Genomic DNA, 15,944 nt, shown 5'->3' with positions numbered 1-15,944 from the left:
TCTTTTTCATGCTTATTCACGTTTTAGCCACAACCTTTTCGCTCAATATTGCATCGAGGTTTTGAATGAATGTATCCGCCGGCTTCCAGTGATATACCCCACGATCGGACTGTCCATCCATACCGCGAAGATACAAATAACTCGCCCCACCCAAATGCTGCGTCATGTCATAGTCTTTCATCACGGCTTTCAAATAACGATGTAGGGCCACCAAATATAAAGCCGCCTGCAACCAGTAACTAGAATGACTCATACTTTTTCGAATATAGGCATGATTATAATGTGCGGTCTGATCGCCTAAGAAATTACTTTTATAATCGGCAATGTGATAACGCTGACCATCATAATATACCAAGTCAATCGACCCCGTCAGATAGCGTGCCGTAAACACATCATTCAAATCTTGTATCTGTAAATCTGGCTCATTTAGGCTTTCAAATAGCATGCGTATTTTACGTATTGCCAATGCACGATCCGCCATACTTAAATGAAAGTCCATTTCTGAACGATATTCACCATCGTTTAACTGATGCAGGCTAAAACCATCATGCAACGGTGTATGAATGATTTGACTGTACCATGCCTGCATTTCTTCAATCAGTTCAGCTTCGTCTTGTTCAGGGTTCGCCGTTTGCCCAAACTGTTTAATCAAATTTTGCAATATTTGCGGCGAATCAAACTCAACATCACTGTGAAAGCGCGATGCGATGGCTTTGGCCAACTTATCTTCTGGAGTGCTAAATCGAACTTTTTCCATCAACTTGTGCAAGAAACTTCCGGACTTGGTTCCCTTTGGAAAATGCCGTTTAATCCAGCTAATTTTCTCTGCAGTTTCTGCTTCAATGATTTCAATTTGTTCAACTTCATCGGCAGCACTGTCTTCTGGCTCGGTCATGACCGCTGCCAGTTGGTCACGTTGTATATATGCCTTATGTGTCGTGCGCGTGAGCGCGGTAAAGCTGGTGGTTTCCCGTGGATAAAAATGGCTGTTGGGAATTTCTTCCGCGTCTAATACAACAGCTTCAACCTGAGTCTGAGTCAAAATCGGTGGTGCTGCACGCAAAACATCAGCATCCACACTTTCTGCATGTTGGAACAGATCAGGTTCGCTTCCACGCCAAAAAGTCAGTCCTGAACGCGCTTCTGCCATTTGTTTCTTTTCTACTTCATGATGACGCAGCACGGCATAGACACGATAACTGGCACGGGTCAACGCCACGTACCACAAGCGATGATGCTCTGCTTCATTGCGCGCATCATTTTGTTGAATATCATCTTCGGGTAAGTCCGAAGACTTCACAGCAATCACACGTTCTAACCCAAGGCTTTTTTGCTGATTGTCTTTAAGGGAAAAATTCAAATTACCTTTTTCACTTAAGCCTGCATTTGCTCCCAATAAAAATACACAACCAAACTCTAAGCCTTTGGATGCATGGATCGTCATCAATTGCACCCCCAATTGCCCAGTCAATTTTCGCTCTTGGGTACTTTCATTATTGATGCCTAAATTGATTTGGCGAATAAACCATTGATAGAGCTTATGCGCACCGGTGTAGTGTTCACTTTGCTGACTTAATAATTCTGCGATATGGCGTAAATTCACCACTGTGCGTTCATTATCTCGACTTTGCCCAGCCACCAAACGCGTCCACACCTGAAAGACCGTCATGCAGCTATTCCACGCGCTGCGGAATCCTTGCTCATTCCAAATTTGTCGGATCTGTTCGAGTTTTTCGATAATTTCGCTCAGTCCATCTGCCTGCTGTTCGAGTGCGACCAGTTGTTTCAGATCAAAACCCAATAAACGGCTCAGCAGCGCACGTTTCACCTTGGCTTCTTGATAAGGATTTAAAATTGCGGTCAGCAAAGCGGCAACATCTTGTGCGACGGAACTTTTATAGACACTGTCCCGAGAGGCTTTATAACAAGGAACGCCCAGCTGCAATAAACATTGTTGCACTTGCTCTAAGTCGAAATGGTTTTGCCCCAAGACCGCAATATCGTTTGCTGTCAGTGCTCGCTGGGTATTGTTGTCTTGAAAATATAAATGTCCTTGCTGAGCTTGGTTGAGCAAGGACTGAATCTGCCAAGCCACTTGCTCTGCTTCATTCAGCGTTTCATCCAAAGCCAACCAACGCAGCGGTTGTGGATTGACTTGATCATGATCAATCAACGGAGGATGCTCACGCTCACCTGCTTGAATCGGGGTGTATTCAACTTGCTCACCAAAGTCCATTTGCCGATGAAACAAGGCATCCACCACTTCAACCAAGTTTTTGACTGAACGATGGTTTTTGTTCAAGGTATAACGACGTCCACCCTTGGTTTGAATATCATGACGCGCTTTACGATAGGTCAGCATGTCACCGCCACGGAACCCATAAATCGCCTGTTTGGGGTCGCCGACCATAATCATACAACCCTGATGTAAGCGCTCCTTGACCCGCCAAATACTGGATAGCATGTCATCTTGATCTTGGTTGGTGTCTTGAAATTCATCGACTAAAATCAGCGGATAGCGTGCTAAAACATGGGCAGCAAAACTGTCTTTCCCCGATGCTGAACTTTGCTGTAAAGCTTCCGACAAGGTCCGAATTTGTTGTGAAAAGGTGGTTTCCCCAGCGTGGGACAACACTTGAGGCAAACGCTTTTTAACTTCCTGCGCCAAATAAAAATTTAGATATTGTTCTGCTTGATTGATATGTTCATAAGCGCTGAGCACCGCTCGGAGTTGTTGAACAAAAGCATGTTGATAAAATTCTTTTGAGACATCTGGCTGTTCCTCAACGATTTTGTCTTTAAAGACACGTGGCTTAAATTCAGTTTTATTCGGATCATAAAACAATGAACGAATGGCTTTCATCGTCGGTTGTAACACGTCGGACTGAGTCAAAACCCCTTGGCTACCCGCAGCTTCGAAGTGCTGTAAAAACTCGGGAATGCGTGTGTTAAAGGTGACAAAGAATGCCCCTTTATTAAAACGTCGAGCGTCGACAAGGTTCTTATAATGACTTGCGGCATCAAAACACGCTGCAAGTTCTACACGAGCAGCAGGCAGCATTTGCGCAAGCTGTTGACACATCGCTTCAAAATGTGCCAAAGCATTTTCGGGTAATTCAGGAACACGTAAATCCACCGATGGGAAGTTTAGACTTTCCTTTACCACGCCCAGATAGTATTCAGGGCCTTTCAACAGATGATTCAACAGCAAATATTCAATCAAATGCGCAGGCTGCTGCTGAATCCAATCTCTTAATAAATCATGAATAATACGTTCAATATGTAGATCTTCATCTTCACTGATTTGCACCTGTTCGATACGACCACTTTCAAAGGCAAATTCACGTAATAACTTTTGACTAAAGCTGTCTAAAGTTCCGACAAAGAGTTCTTCATATTGTTGTAAGACCACGTTCAGCCGATTGTAGGCATAATCTAAATGATGCCCATGATCTTTCAACACCTGCTGATACAAAGGGTCACTCAAACTCTGCTGAAGTTCGGCCAACTCATCTTGAGGTGCCGCTAACAGGCTATAAATAAAGTCACGGGTTTCTTCAATCCGCAGTCGAACCCGCGCTTTGAGTTCCGCTGTAGCCTTACGTGTAAAGGTAGTGGCAATGACCTGATTCGGCATATAACGATCGAGAAAAATCCGCACCATCAGACTGGAAAGCGTATAGGTTTTCCCTGTACCCGCAGAAGCCTCTATCCAATGCAGTCCCGTAAAGCTCATGTCTGCAATCGGGTTGGTGGACATATTCATCGTTTGCTGTGGCATATTCATTTTTTCACCTCAGGCTTGATGACATTAAGTTTTTTTAGGCCGTCATCCGACTCGGTATCCATCACATAATATAAACGTTCTGCATAATAACGACAGGACAATGCCAGAAGTTCATCTGCCGCTTGTTGCTGTAAAATAAAGCTCCAATCACGATGGTGGCTATTGGCTTCATTCGACTCCAAATCCACTCCACCAAAACTATGATTTTTCAGCCATTCCTCTTGAAGCTTTGCAAAATTATCAGGCATGAGTTGGCCTGTTTCATTTTCCACCCAAGTGCATTTTTCTTGGCGAATTAAGGCAGCAGGCAGCACCACAGGACGTTTTTGCGCATGTTTCCACATCGCCAGCCATTCACTGAGCTGTAGCTTGGCTTGTGCAGAGCTTAAACCACAACAGACTATGCTTTTATCATTACAAATCACTTCCCGACGATATGCAGCCCCCTCATCACCTAAGTCTAAATAGCTCAACCACAGTAGATATTCGAGCCACGTTTGCGTCTGACGTTTAGGCTTTGCCCCAGATGCCATACAGCTTAACCAATGCATACTCTGACGGTCTTCAGGCACGGTGATGCTCAGTATCAAATGCGGTTCAAGCTGTAAGTTTTGTAAAGTGGTCGCAGTTACATAACGTCCATCTAAACGTGCTAACAATTGCGTCTGCTCTTGCAAACTGAGCTTCCACGTTGCTATTTGGCTATGTCCTACAGGCAGTACATCTTGGAATAATGCTATATCTGGTTCAGTTGGAGTCGTAGAGTTCTGATCCTCAGCTTGATTGACACGAGATGCAGGCTGCACAAAATGCTTTTGCAATAAGTCACGGACATGGTATTGCTGTAAACGGTCAAGTAATAAAGGTTCTTTCTGTGGTAACTGATCACCGGTATACACACTGGCCACACCAAGGGTTTTCAAATATGCCCGAGCTGGGAATACCACATCTTTAATCCATTCCTGACCATCTAACACCCTTACTTCTTGTGCATCATGCACTGGATAATCAAGGTTAATCCAGGGTTGGCGTTGTCCAGACTGATTTAAAATATGTTCCGCCACAGCAAACCATTGATCTTTATATCGTACGTTTTTAGACTGCTGAAATCCTGTCGGGTCAAATGGCTGCAACGGATAGATATGATAGAGCGGTTCGAGTTGCTCTGGAATTCGTAACCCATCCAAATCCAACATGGCATCATGTGGCTGATCTAACTGCTGGGGTTGAATCATTCGAGCGAGGAATTGGCTAAACTCATAAATGACAGATGATGGTTCACGACTTTCACCTCCATTGACATCAAAGCCATTATAGAAAATCCATAAGGACTTTCGGGCAAATAACAAGGCATCTAAAAATGCACCTTTATCATCTTCCAAACGTGAGCGATCACCCAATACTGGCTTAAACACATCCATTAAATCAAAAGGTACTTTCTGATCACGACGTGGGAATTTTCCACTATCCATGTTCAACAACACCACCAGTGAAAATGGGACTTGACGGATTTTACCCATGTCTGCAAAGGTCACTGAACCAGTTGGTTCGATCTGATCGACAGAACCATCGATGCCTTGTTGTATCTCCTTGAGCAATAAAGATAGCGGTAAATTAAAGCTATTTGGTAGCGACTCAACTTTTTCACTTTGGGCATTTTTCAGTCGTTGTGTCATTGCACGCATCACACCGCGTATGGTTTCAAATGCTCGACCACTGGCTTCAACAAAAGGTTTTAAATCTGCATCTAGCTGTTGCAACCACGCTTTGACCGTCTGTGCACTGAGGTTCGGATTAAGCCAATCTCGACGCGCACTGATATCTTGATAGATCTGAATTAAGGTTTGCACCAACTCAAAATCACTACTCTGCACCCCTGCGAAACTTAAGGTATTCTCAAATACGGCATGCTGTGGAATCGCAATCCCTAACGCCAAACGGTCTAAAGCAAATTTAAAGGTATAACGATAATCTCGGTCTTGTTCAGACAAATAAGCCAACATGTGCTGTTCATCTAAACCACGACGGAAACCGGCTTGAATTAGCAGTTCCATCATACGTTCCATTTGTACATGGTCGAGCTGATACAGTTCTTGCACCGCATTCAAATTCAACCAATCGTGAAAATCTTCTGCGGTAAAACGACCTTGGCTAATTTCAATGCGTCCAACAAAGGCTTTCCATGCATTTTGAATATCTTGACTAACCACACCTGCAATTTTTACTGGGATATAAGGTAAATCCACAGCACTGCGACCCATGCCTCGAGTCGTCGAAAAGACCGTCCGAATATGCGGTTCCAGTTCTTTTAAGTTTGGCACCAATACCAAGATATCACTTGGATGGCGTGGCTCTTGTTCCGAGCCTTCGGCCAACCAATGTACCAACTGCTCACGTAAAACTTCTAACTGACGCAGGCTAGAATGACAGACATGAAATTGAATCGATTCATCTGAACCCGCGAGTGCATATTGATGCTGTTCGGGCTCTTCTAGAGTCATGATGTCATATTGAATTTGAGCGAGCAGCGTTGTCGGCTCAGTATCTGGAAAAATATCTTCCCAGCCTTCGCCACCAGACATATTCACCAATAATGCAAAGTTATCCCGCGCACGTTTGCCTAAACGAGTCAATAATGAATGCTGTGATTCACGAAATTCCGCATTGGTCGTACTCAGATAGGCCTGAATTTGCGCTGTGCTGACATTAGGATTTCGTTCAATATAACGCTGTTGCAATTTTAGGTTATAACGATCTTTCCAAACAGGATCGACCATGTCTGCCCAATACTCACGCGATGGATTGAAATACAACAAATGTACTTCGGTATACGCCGCCAAACGATATAAAAATTTGAGTTGTGCAGGTGGTAGTTCTAAGGTAGTAAAGACGAAAATCTGTTCAGGTAAACCGTTATAGGTTTGATGACGCTCATCATCATCGCGTTCATCATCCTCAGCATCCAAATCAAACTGCTGCTGCCGATTTTGCTCAGCATGCGCCAAGGCAAACCAAAATTTATTATCTATTTCCTGACGGTCATTAAAATCTTTTTTGAATACTTGATGCCACAGCCAACGCTGCCATTGCTCTAGTTGTCGAGCCTGCGTCGGTAAATATTCATCAGCTTGTTCAGGTTTCAGACCTGTGAGTTGCATAATATTTAATGGCTGGTTATGACTCCACGCTTTTAGCCAGTCGGTATCGCAATGTGGACAAATCCATTGCTCAACACCTTCATCAGGGGTATGAATACAACTGCCACGAAAGGCCATGTAGTTAGTAAAAAGCCGGGTGACTTGAGCAGCGATCCAGTACAACATTTCTTGGCGCTTTTGCTCACGTTTTTTTCGATCTGAGAGTTGTGCTGTGCTGTCAAAAATACGCTGAACTAAGGGCTGCACGTCTGTCGGAATCTGAGCAGCATCAAACTTATCAGCCGCAATAAAACCAGCTAGAGCATTATAAATACGCCATTGCATAATCAATGGCGGCATGTTGATACCTTTAATTCGCTCACGGTCTTGTTTGTTCGGCAAGGCCCAATCGTAGGCTTTCCACTGCAACCCTAAAATTTTACGATGATGCTTAATATTGGCACTAATACTGATTTTTTCAGCAACTTGTTTTTCTAACCATGCTGCAATGGCTTGATCGGGTACCACGATATGCCGTTCTTGCAAGACAGATAATGCATTAGTCGACTGATTTGATTTTAATTTTTTGATTAGACAATCCACCAAAACTTCGATTCTTTGACTCTGAATTACATGTATTGCCATGGATTACCTTTACAGCCTGAGTGACCAACTACTACAAAACAACAATGATTATTTACTATACATCTTGGGCTGTCTATGCGACTTTGACAAGAGAATAGATTGCAAAAAATGCTTTTAAACAAGTATCTTAATGATACTTTATGAGAAAAAAACCAATCCAGTATTAAGGGTATTTGCTTATGAAAATTGATAACATTCCTGATTCCATCGACCCTAACTTAAATCTGGACATTATTCGCGCTGAATGCTTAGAGCTCGTTAAAAAACGTGCTTATTTTTCAGCAGGTGCAGCCATTATTCCTGTGCCATTTTTGGATGTGGTGATTGATGTCGGAATTTTGTCACAGCTCATTCCAGAAATTAATGCGCGTTTTGGTTTAGCGCCAGATCAAATTAGTGTGTATGATCCGAAAACCAAACAAATTCATTGGACAGAACTGCGTAAACGTGGTGTCGAATTTTCTGGTTTAGTGGTTGCACGAACCGCCATGAAAAAATCGCTAAATAACATTGCAGCAAAATATATTACCAAACAAGTCACTAAATTTATTCCATTAGGTGGACAATTGGTGGCAGCCAGTTTGGGTTATATTGTGATGAAAAAAGTCGCTGAAACCCATGTAGAAGAAAGCTACCAATTGGCGAAGCGTATTCAACAGAAATATCCGAACCAACCTGTTCCAACGCCGAACAATGGTTAACGAAACGATGTCTAGCGCATCAACAAGATTTAAGAATCAAAGTGATTTAAACCATAGATCTAAAGATGAAGTAAATCTGAAAATGAGCGAGTTTTGAAAATGAAGAAAAAAGCCACGAATTGCGTGGCTTTTTTCATAAAGTCAATCTGCTTTCAACTGCGCTAAAATCGTTTTTAGCACTTGTAAACGAGCACTATGCTTATCATTGGTCGCAATCACATGCCACGGCGCATATTCTGTATTCGTGCGTTGCAACATATCTGCAGCAGCTTTGAGATAGTCATCCCAACGGTCACGATTCCGCCAGTCATCTGGAGTAATTTTAAAACGCTTATGCGCGGTTTCTTCTCGAGCTTTAAACCTTGCAGCTTGCTCATCCTTATCTATGGCTAACCAGAACTTGATGACAACCGTTTGACTGTTATATAGATCCTTTTCAAAGCGATTAATTTCATCGTATGCCCTCTGCCATTCAACGGTATTAGCAAATCCTTCAATCCGCTCAACCAAAACACGACCATACCAACTGCGATCAAAAATCGTGATTTTCTCTTCCGGGACAATTTTATTCCAAAAGCGCCATAAGTAAGGACGGCGTAGTTCATATTTTTCAGGTGCTGCTATGGTATGAATTTCATATTCGCGTGGGTCTAACTTTTTAACAATACGTTTAATTGCTCCGCCTTTCCCTGCGGCATCCATCCCTTCAAACACGATCACCACGTTGCGTGAATCAAAACGTAAAGCTTCAGCCACCTTACGGCTTAATTTTTTTAATTCTTTTTTATAATCGGCTTCATCAGCGACGGCTGTACTTGGCTCCAATAAAGCCTGTGGTGTTTTGGCTTGTTTCCAACGCCCTACCGCTTTAGTTTCATGTATTGGACAATGTTTTAAAGTGCGTAAAATATACTGTGCAAATTGCTGATCACGGACTTGCTCATCTTCACAGTCGATAATGATCCAGTCATGACTAAAACGCTGACGTAAACGTTGCAAGTTGTCATATTGTTTTTTATTGCGCCAATCTAAACCATGCAATTTATGCCAACGCGCTTCACTCGGATCCATTTCATCCAAACGTTTTTGTAAAGATTTCCAAGATAAATCGAACCAGACCTTAATCACATCGACATGATTATTTTTTAGGTCTCGTTCATAAGCCCGCATGTTCTCGACATATTCATCAAATAAGGTTTCATCCAAAGGCTTCGACACATGCATGGCGGTACTGAGCAAATCACTATACCAGTTTCCAAACATCACCATAATTTGCCCTTCGGCAGGAATAAACCGTGCATAAGACTGCCAAAAGGTTTGTTTTGGATTAAATATGATCGGGGCATCCGCTTTCACCCTTAAGTAACGTGGATCGACCCATTCACGGAGCTGTTTGACGGCCTCCCCCTTACCCGCAAGCTCTATTCCGCTGACTAAAATCAACACGCTTTTGGCATTAGGCTGACGGCTGGTATTTTTCAGTTGATATTGCGCTTCAATTAGCTCAACCGAGAGTTGTTCTTCATCCATCAATTGAAATTCTGTTTCTTTTAAGCTCATGGCGGTCCCTTGATTTTATTCTGTTTTGAGTATAACCATGCCGTTCATCACACAACAATGCTTTCATGTATATGCTGAAATGCAAAATATGACCATTTCTGCAACAAACTGACTCAGATTAACCTATAATTTCGTCACTTTGTCATAGCCCTAAGCTCCAACACCCACTAAGATTCAAACATCTAAAAAATAATTGAGACACTCAATGTCCAAACTTGCAGTATTAGATGATTTACTTGAACTGTATTACCAGTTGAACTACCACAAAAAGCCAGAAATTTTACAGCGTTTACAAGATGTCCAGCAGTGGCAAAAACAGCGTATGCAACGCACTCATGCCGTACAATTTGCTGAAAAACACAATGTGCTGATGTCTGAATATTTTATTAATCGTTTATATGGCGGTCCTGATTTTGATGCATTAGCAGCACAAATTGCTCGTCTCACGCGCTATGCACACAAAGCTGAAAAATTGATTCCAGACAATGCTATAAAGACTGGTACTTCGGGCGTACAACTTGCCATTTTAGCCGTACAGCTTGATGAACAAGTGGCCATGCAATTATTAGAAGATTATCCATCCAATCTGCCCCTAACCGATGAAATGATGCGCCAGACTTATCTTAAGCTTGATCAGGGCAAGGACCGTATGTTACAGCTGCAACTATTGGACGATTTAGGTCGTAATTTAGATAAATATATGCGCTCATTTATGGTCTATACCGCCTTTAAGATGTGCAAAGGTGCAGCAATAAAATATAACTTCGAAGTGATGTATGACTTTATGCAAGATGGCTTTCTCGCGATGAAACCACTTAAGTCAGCAGAAAAATTTGTGCGCGAATTTACCGCTGTAGAACGTCAAATCGTTGACCGTGTACATGCTGGAGAACCGAACCCGTTTCAGCCGGCGGCTTAACAAAATTATCATCCCATAAAGCCCATGTTTGATATAAAACAGACAAGGCTTGCAAGGCTGAATTCAGATTTTTTATAGGGGATTTGCAAAGCAATTACAGCAGACCCTTATTTTTTTTGTATATTATTCACAACAAATGCAAATGACTGCTGTATAACAACAGAGAATCTGTCATCATGCTTGCAAAGCAACATTAACCCTATTTATAAGTTAGGAGTGACTCTAATGTCTAACGAGAATCAAACGCCTGCCCCTACACCTGAGTCGGCACAAAATACAGACAAAGCGAGTCCATTCTTAACTGAACCTTTACCACAAGGGACAGCGCAAGGTCAGCAACAATCTTTAGAACAACGTCTGACCGACACACCTGTGACAGGTTCAGTACCCAAATATAATCTGCCACGTGGCGCGAACACAGGTAATGTTGGGCCAACCACACACTTTGGTTATCAGACCGTGAGCAGCGAAGATAAAGCGCAAAAAGTCGCGGAAGTTTTCCACTCAGTGGCTGCGAAATACGACATCATGAATGATTTGATGTCATTTGGTATTCACCGTCTATGGAAACGTTTTGCCATTAACATGTCAGGTGTTCGTCGCGGTCAGCACGTACTGGATATTGCAGGCGGTACAGGTGACCTTGCTAAAGTGTTTAGTCGTGAAGTTGGTCCAACAGGTCATGTGGTGCTTTCAGACATTAACGAATCGATGCTCAATGTCGGTCGTGACCGCCTCATTGATGCTGGTTGTACCAATGTCGATTTCGTTTTGGCTAATGCTGAAACTTTAGAACCTTTTGCAGACAACAGTTTTGACCTATTAACCATTTCATTTGGTCTACGTAACGTGACTGACAAAGATGCTGCTCTTGCTGCAATGTACCGCGTTCTTAAGCCAGGTGGTCGTTTACTGATTTTAGAATTCTCTAAACCGGTATTTGAACCATTCTCAAAACTGTATGACTTATACTCATTCACTGCATTACCAATTATGGGAAAAATCGTAGCAAATGACTCTGAAAGTTATAAATACCTTGCAGAATCAATTCGTATGCACCCAGACCAACGTACTCTTAAAGGTATGATGGAAAATGCAGGCTTCCAAAACTGTGATTATCACAACTTAACGGGTGGTATCGTAGCCGTACATCGTGGTTTCAAACTTTAATACTGCAGGCTGAACTATGTGGTCGATTCTCGCACTTGGTGCAGTTGAACGCTTAATTCATCATTTCATTGATCTGGATGCTATTACTCGCATCCAACTGAATGAATTGCAAGGCAAAATGCTTCGTGTGGTGATCGATTCACCACAGTTGTCGGTGGATGTGTTTTTTGACAATCAGAAAGTTCGCTTAGAACCGACGCCAACAGGACACTCTGAAACCGCATCTATCTTTGAGCAACGCCCTTTCGAGCAGCAGTCAAGTACGACCGAAGCAACGGCGACCCTGCATGTAAAAACGGTCGTCGAGCTCCTGAAACTACTGTTGGCTGAAGATGTCGGCAATATCCCATTGCAAGGTGATTATCATTTATTGCAGGATATCCAACGCATTATGCAGCAAGCTGAGCCCGATTTAGCTTCGCATTTAAGCCCTTGGATAGGTCCAAGCCTTGCGCATGAAATTGGTAAGTTGCAACTTGCACCCAAATATCTCAAACGTACTTTACAAAGCCATTTGTTCTTTGCTGAAGACGCGTTAAAAGAAGATTCTGGCTTGTTTGCCCCACGTTGGCAGATGGATGACCTGAATCAAGACACACGAATTTTGAATCAAAATCTGGACCGTGCAGAAGCAAAAATTCAGCAACTGCATAGCCAAATTGACTCATTACAAGACAACACTTAAGACTAGGTAATTGCACATATGATTCCGCACGTTTCACGTTTACTCGACCTTTGGCGCATCGCTGCGCACTATAGACTCGACACGTTGTTTCCTGCGGAAGAATTACCGGAAAAAGCCCGTCATATTCTTTCTCTCATTCGCATGCACCCTGCGGCATGGTCAAGCCGCGAGCGTAAAAATCCGCTCAAGCTCAAAGAAGCCATGGAAGAGATGGGCCCGCTGGCCATTAAAATGGGGCAATTACTGTCTACCCGTCGTGACTTGATTCCACCTGAAGTTTTACAGCAATTGGTACTATTACAAGACCGTGTAAAACCTTTTTCGAATGACGTTGCCAAAATGCGCATTCAGGAATCACTCAAAGCGGATGTGAATACCTTATTTGCACGCTTTGACGAGCAGCCTTTAGCAGCAGCATCTATTGCACAAGTGCATACTGCAGCCCTGCATGATGGCCGTGAAGTCGTGGTAAAAGTGACTCGCCCAAATATTCGCAATCAAATTCTGGAAGATTTTGAAATATTAGAGTGGCTTGGTCAGTTCCTTGAAAAACGTCTAGAAGCCGCTCGTGCCCTGCATTTATCTGAAATTATTCAGGACTACCGTCAAATTATTCTCAATGAGTTGGATTTGACTTTAGAAGCGGATAACACTCGTCGTATGCGTCATTACTTCACCGGTTCAAGCATGATGTACGTGCCTGAAGTCTATATGGACAGCCGTGATGTCATGGTCGAAGAACGTATTACCGGTGTACCAATTTCAGATATTGCGACTTTTGACCGTTTAGGCATGGATCGTAAAGATTTAGCCGAAAAAGGGCTCACCATTTTCTTTACCCAAGTGTTCCGCGACAACTTCTTCCATGCAGATATGCATCCGGGGAATGTCTTCGTCGAAACCATCAATCCTAGCAATCCACGCTTTATTGCCTTGGACTGCGCGATTATGGGTGAGCTTTCAAAGCACGACCAAATGACCGTTGCACGCATGTTGCTTGCAGTGATGAACAGCGACTTTATGCAGCTGATTCAAATCGTGCATCAAGCGGGTTGGATTCCACCGGGTACAGATCAAGATGCCTTAGCACGTGAAATGCGTCGCACAGTTGGCCCAATGGTCTCTAAACCAATGCATGAATTGGACTTCGCCGGCATCCTGATTCAAGTGATGGATATTGCGCGTCGTTTCCATTTAGAGATTCCGCCACAACTGATGTTGCTGCTCAAAACCTTGGTCCATGTCGAAGGTTTAGGAACTGATCTCTACCCTGAATTAGACATTTGGAGTTTGGCTAAACCAATCTTGACGGATTGGATTAAAGCCCAAATGAATCCGCAGAAAAACTTAAAAGAACTCGGACAAAAAATTCCTGACTTACTTTTAGGTGCGCAAGACTTACCAACGCTGATGATCGACAGCCTGAATGGTTTAAAAAATCAGTCGGCTTGGCATGCCAAACAACTGAATGAACTGCAAAGCATGCGCTTGCAAATGGAACATCAGCAAAAGCGTAGTTGGGTCTTTGGCAGTATTATGGCCATCTTCCTCTCCATAGCGATAATTGCGCCATGGTACGTTTCCATCGTATTAATTGCACTTTCAAGCTTACTTGCCATTTGGCGTGTGTTTAAATAATCTTTGTATTTAAATAATATGTCGTATCCATAGCTCCTTTAAGCCCTTTGACAATAAAGGGCTTAAAGCTATAAGAACAAAAAATTCAAAAAATAAGGCTGAACGCCATGTCATACAGTTATTTAGGGTGTAATGTATGGTCGAAATCTACTCCGAGCATATGCAACAGCCTTGCTGTATATTTTTTCGACCCTGCTCAATCTGTAGGTTCAATTGATATGCACATGGCTTTTCTAAACTGGTAACCGACGGCAAACGCCACCTTGTATCGGATGCAGCTTAGCGCTGCATTTTGGTGGATCATTCTCTTTAATGCACTTCCCTGTTTATTCCTACTTTGTTTGCGACAGCAAAAACTGATGGCCGGATTAAATTATTGGTTATTAGCTGGGGCCGTGGTTTTTATCATTAACTTTTTTACGTGGGCGGTCTTCCCAATGGCGACATGGGCAATCGTCTGCCTCAGTTTGTTTCAATTGCATCGGCATAATGAACAATTATTACAGCATTCGTGAGCGGTGCCCTGATATGACTGAGAAGTCATTTGTCGTAAGTTTCAGCCATTGGGTCTGTGCAAAAACGCACTAGAATAATTCTACGACTGTATTTTAAGCGACTGCCATGACTCAAATTTTGCAAAAAAAACCGCCTGCGCTCAATATCCGTGCTGGCCATTTAGCACGCCAACTGATTGAACAAGAAGGTTTAAACGCTGCTCAAGTGGATATCCTGCCCGGTGCTGCTGGTGGCCCGAAAGGCATTGGTATTCAAGGTTTAGATCAGGCGATTTTTGCTGACTTTTTGCCACGTGCGCAACAAAAGCGTACTTTAATTGGTTCATCGATTGGCAGTTGGCGCTTTGCCAGTATTGCTGCTTGGGGAGCTATCGAAGGCACGAAACGCCTCTCTGAGCTGTATACCAATCTGAGCTTTCATAAAAAGATGAGTCGTCAAGAAGTCAGCGATGTGTGTCGTGGCATGCTGATCGATTTGATTCAAGGTCAAGAAGCTGCACTGGTTAATCATCCTGATTATCACCTCACTGTGCTTTCAGTCAAAGCTCAGCATATTTTCCAAAGTGATAAAGCCCTGCCGCTGTTAGCCTCTGTCGCAGGGATCGTGGGCACGACAGCGCTTGCACGTAAACACAGTCGTTATTTCATGCAGCGTGTGATTAGTCAGCCTGTGTCGGGTCATCAATTTACTGTGGCGGATGATGGCTTTACCACGCATTACCATGCATTGACTCAAGACAGTGTCATGCCGTGGCTTATGGCTTCTGCATCTATCCCCGGTGTCATGGCCGCGATACGTGATATCCCTGATGCGCCACAAGGCAGTTACCGCGATGGCGGCCTGATTGACTATCATATTGACCTACCCTTCCAAAGTCAGGGCATCGTGCTGTATCCGCATTTCACGGATAGCATCACCCCAGGTTGGTTTGATAAATTATTTAAACGCCAAGCCAATCCTGAAAATCAGGCGCGTACCCTGTTGCTGTCACCTTCACAAGAATACCTTGCAAGCTTGCCGATTGGCCGACTGCCTGATCGTAAAGACTTTACCCTCAAAGGCTTAGACAACCAACAACGCATTAAAATGTGGAATCAATGTGTGGCTGAAAGTCAGCGTATGGGCGATGAGTTTTTGGAGTTGGTTGAAAAGCAACATTTCCCAGCAGTCATGCAAGCACTCTAAG

9 protein-coding genes are annotated in these 15,944 nt (G+C 43.2%); 6 read left to right on the top strand and 3 right to left on the bottom strand.

What is annotated here, in order from left to right; all coding sequences use genetic code 11:
- Positions 1-16: 16 nt before the first annotated feature.
- Both FTT99_RS06525 and FTT99_RS06520 read right to left on the bottom strand, forming a co-directional pair.
- The gene (locus FTT99_RS06525; protein ID WP_257229285.1) at positions 17-3,787 is read right to left on the bottom strand and encodes a UvrD-helicase domain-containing protein; all 3,771 of its coding nucleotides are present in this window, start codon (positions 3,785-3,787) and stop codon (positions 17-19) included.
- Positions 3,784-7,569 (bottom strand): exodeoxyribonuclease V subunit gamma, encoded by a 3,786-nt coding sequence (locus FTT99_RS06520; protein ID WP_180161315.1) that lies wholly within the window; start codon positions 7,567-7,569, stop codon positions 3,784-3,786. Before FTT99_RS06520 ends, FTT99_RS06525 begins: the two co-directional genes overlap by 4 nt.
- Positions 7,570-7,748: 179 nt before the next feature.
- Here FTT99_RS06520 and FTT99_RS06515 point away from each other — a divergent pair, with 179 nt between their 5' ends.
- Positions 7,749-8,270, top strand: coding sequence for a hypothetical protein (locus FTT99_RS06515; RefSeq protein WP_180131228.1), 522 nt, complete (start codon positions 7,749-7,751; stop codon positions 8,268-8,270).
- Between the two features lie 141 nt (positions 8,271-8,411).
- On the opposite strand, the gene FTT99_RS06510 is transcribed toward FTT99_RS06515, so the two are convergent.
- The gene (locus tag FTT99_RS06510; protein ID WP_180131225.1) at positions 8,412-9,830 is read right to left on the bottom strand and encodes a phosphate--AMP phosphotransferase; all 1,419 of its coding nucleotides are present in this window, start codon (positions 9,828-9,830) and stop codon (positions 8,412-8,414) included.
- A gap of 205 nt (positions 9,831-10,035) precedes the next feature.
- On the opposite strand from FTT99_RS06510, the gene FTT99_RS06505 reads away from it, so the two are divergent.
- The 5 genes from FTT99_RS06505 (at position 10,036) to FTT99_RS06485 (ending at position 15,943) form a co-directional block, all read left to right on the top strand.
- On the top strand, positions 10,036-10,749 hold the full coding sequence (locus FTT99_RS06505; RefSeq protein ID WP_180161313.1) for a hypothetical protein: 714 nt from the start codon (positions 10,036-10,038) through the stop codon (positions 10,747-10,749).
- Positions 10,750-10,974: 225 nt separating this feature from the next.
- Complete coding sequence (ubiE, locus tag FTT99_RS06500) at positions 10,975-11,919, top strand: bifunctional demethylmenaquinone methyltransferase/2-methoxy-6-polyprenyl-1,4-benzoquinol methylase UbiE (protein WP_111885631.1); 945 nt, start codon at positions 10,975-10,977, stop codon at positions 11,917-11,919.
- A 16-nt stretch (positions 11,920-11,935) separates the two neighbouring features.
- Positions 11,936-12,604 (top strand): SCP2 domain-containing protein, encoded by a 669-nt coding sequence (locus FTT99_RS06495; protein ID WP_180035009.1) that lies wholly within the window; start codon positions 11,936-11,938, stop codon positions 12,602-12,604.
- Positions 12,605-12,622: 18 nt separating this feature from the next.
- Positions 12,623-14,242 carry an AarF/ABC1/UbiB kinase family protein gene (locus FTT99_RS06490; RefSeq protein ID WP_180131223.1) on the top strand — a complete coding sequence of 540 codons (1,620 nt, stop codon included), beginning with the start codon at positions 12,623-12,625 and terminating at the stop codon, positions 14,240-14,242.
- Between the two features lie 621 nt (positions 14,243-14,863).
- On the top strand, positions 14,864-15,943 hold the full coding sequence (locus tag FTT99_RS06485) for a patatin-like phospholipase family protein (protein WP_180131219.1): 1,080 nt from the start codon (positions 14,864-14,866) through the stop codon (positions 15,941-15,943).
- Position 15,944 lies beyond the last annotated feature (1 nt).

The sequence above is a fragment of the Acinetobacter sp. YH12040 genome (genome assembly GCF_013420005.1).
Taxonomy (GTDB): domain Bacteria; phylum Pseudomonadota; class Gammaproteobacteria; order Pseudomonadales; family Moraxellaceae; genus Acinetobacter; species Acinetobacter amyesii.
Note: the sequence above shows the minus strand (reverse complement) of the source record. Positions and strands in the feature narration are given on the sequence as shown.